Here is a 1,999-nt window from a genome sequence, read left to right as displayed (position 1 = left end):
ATATTAATCTCTCTCTTATATAGAGTACTTGCAAAAATAAAAGCCCCTTTGGGGCTTTTATTTTTTATGCATACAATTTAGAAAATAAGCGTGGAAAAATGAAAATGGATTATCACTATTTTTAACATATTATTCCTGCTGGATTTTTACTGGCTCTAAAATAACAGTAACGATACGTGGGCCGATCATTTCATCAATTTTTATTTGTATGCCATCTAGCTTAATCACATCCCCTTGAGAGGGTTCATTTTCAGTATTGACGTGAATAAATTGATTGAGTGTTTTATCGGAATCAACTTCAATCAAAATCCCATATGACTCATAAATTTCATTTAATCGCGTTGTGCCTTTTAAGCTTAAACCTGATTCAGGTAGCTCCATAACGGTTGGTTCTGAAGAAGTTTGTTCGGAGAATAATCTTTCTAAGAATAGGCGATTTTGCGGTTTTAGTACGACAAACAAATGATCATTCGCCATTAAGATTGTTGAGCCGCGTGGTGGCAATACACTTTTTTCTCGGGTGATCATCGCAATCACGGTTTGGTCAGGCAGGGCTAATTGAGATAACCTTCGTCCTACCGCAGAGCAGTCCTCGCCCAGCGTATATTCGACCAAGTCAGCATCAATCTGGTCGACAGCAGTAATATCTAATGTCGCAGCGGGCAGAAGCGGTGGTGGTTGCATAAGATTTAACTTGCGAGCAAAGTAAGGCAGCGTGGAACCTTGTAGCGTTGCAGAAATGAGTACCACGAAGAAAACAACATCAAAAATGAGGTTGGCCCCCGGTAACCCAAAAATAAAGGGGAAAATAGCCAAAATAATCGGAACAGAGCCTCTTAGTCCAACCCAGGAGATAAGTGCTATCTCATTTCGAGTGAAGCGAAATAGTTTGAGTACAGGGACAACCGCCAACGGTCTTGCAACAAAGGTTAATACCAGCGCAATGAGCAACCCTTCCTGCCATACCTCAATTAATGAGCTAGGGTTAACCAATAAGCCTAACATCACGAACATGATGATTTGGCTTAACCATGCCAGCCCATCATGGAATAGAAAGGTATTGCGCTGGAAAACAAATGAGTGATTACCAATAACCACACCCGTGACAAAAATAGATAAGAAGCCACTTCCATCTAAATTACTGGCGACACCGAATGAAAACAAACCACAAGCCGCCACTAAAACGGGATAAAGACCTGCCGCAAGTAACTTAATTTTGTTGATGATCTTTATTGAAATCCAACCAACACCTACCCCTACAGCAGCACCAATTCCCATTTGGCTAACAAATAATAACGCTAATTCACTGCCAGAGGCTTGTGGGTTCATTAGCAGTTGCAGTAGTCCAACGGTCAAAAATATGGCCATCGGGTCGTTGGTTGCACTCTCTATCTCTAAAGTCGCCTGTAAACGCTCATTTAGGTAAATGCCTGCATTGCGTAGCAGTGAAAATACGGCGGCGGCATCCGTTGAGCCAACAATGGCGCCTAAAAGCAACCCTTCAAGAAGTGGAATACCTAAAATATAGGCAGCGGCTAACCCAGTGATACCAGCAGTAATCAAAACACCAACGGTAGCTAAGGTGAATGCAGGTTTCCAGACTAGCTTAATTGATTTTACTGAGGTTTGTAGCCCACCATCGAAAAGGATTAGAGCAAGGGCGAGAGAGCCAACAGCATAAGATACATTGACGTTATCAAAGGTAATTTTCCCTAAGCCATCCTCACCTGCCAGCATGCCAATAAAGAGAAACATAACCAACATTGGCAAACCAAGTCTTGCAGACAATTTACTCGAAAAAATACCGAGTAAAATCAATATGGATGAAAGCAATATAAGTTGTTCGATAGTCGGCATAATCAGTTTTCAGTTAGAGGTGAATAAAACGCTGACGATGCATCGTAAAGCGCGCGAGGTAGCTAAAGATGTTATAAAAGTGACTAAAATATACATTTCATGGTGTTTTTAGTCCAAAGAGGTCAAATAAACATTATGATGT

The 1,999-nt window shown here is 41.1% G+C and carries 1 protein-coding gene; it reads right to left on the bottom strand.

The genetic code is table 11. The features are described from left to right. Window positions 1–129: 129 nt before the first annotated feature. Entirely contained in the window at window positions 130–1,857 is a 1,728-nt protein-coding gene (locus JK188_RS17190) for a potassium/proton antiporter (RefSeq protein ID WP_108478554.1), read from the bottom strand. Window positions 1,858–1,999 lie beyond the last annotated feature (142 nt).

The sequence above is a fragment of the Providencia sp. JGM181 genome (genome assembly GCF_018257375.1).
In the GTDB taxonomy this organism is placed as follows: domain Bacteria; phylum Pseudomonadota; class Gammaproteobacteria; order Enterobacterales; family Enterobacteriaceae; genus Providencia; species Providencia lanzhouensis.
This window is presented reverse-complemented; position numbering and strand designations above follow the sequence as displayed.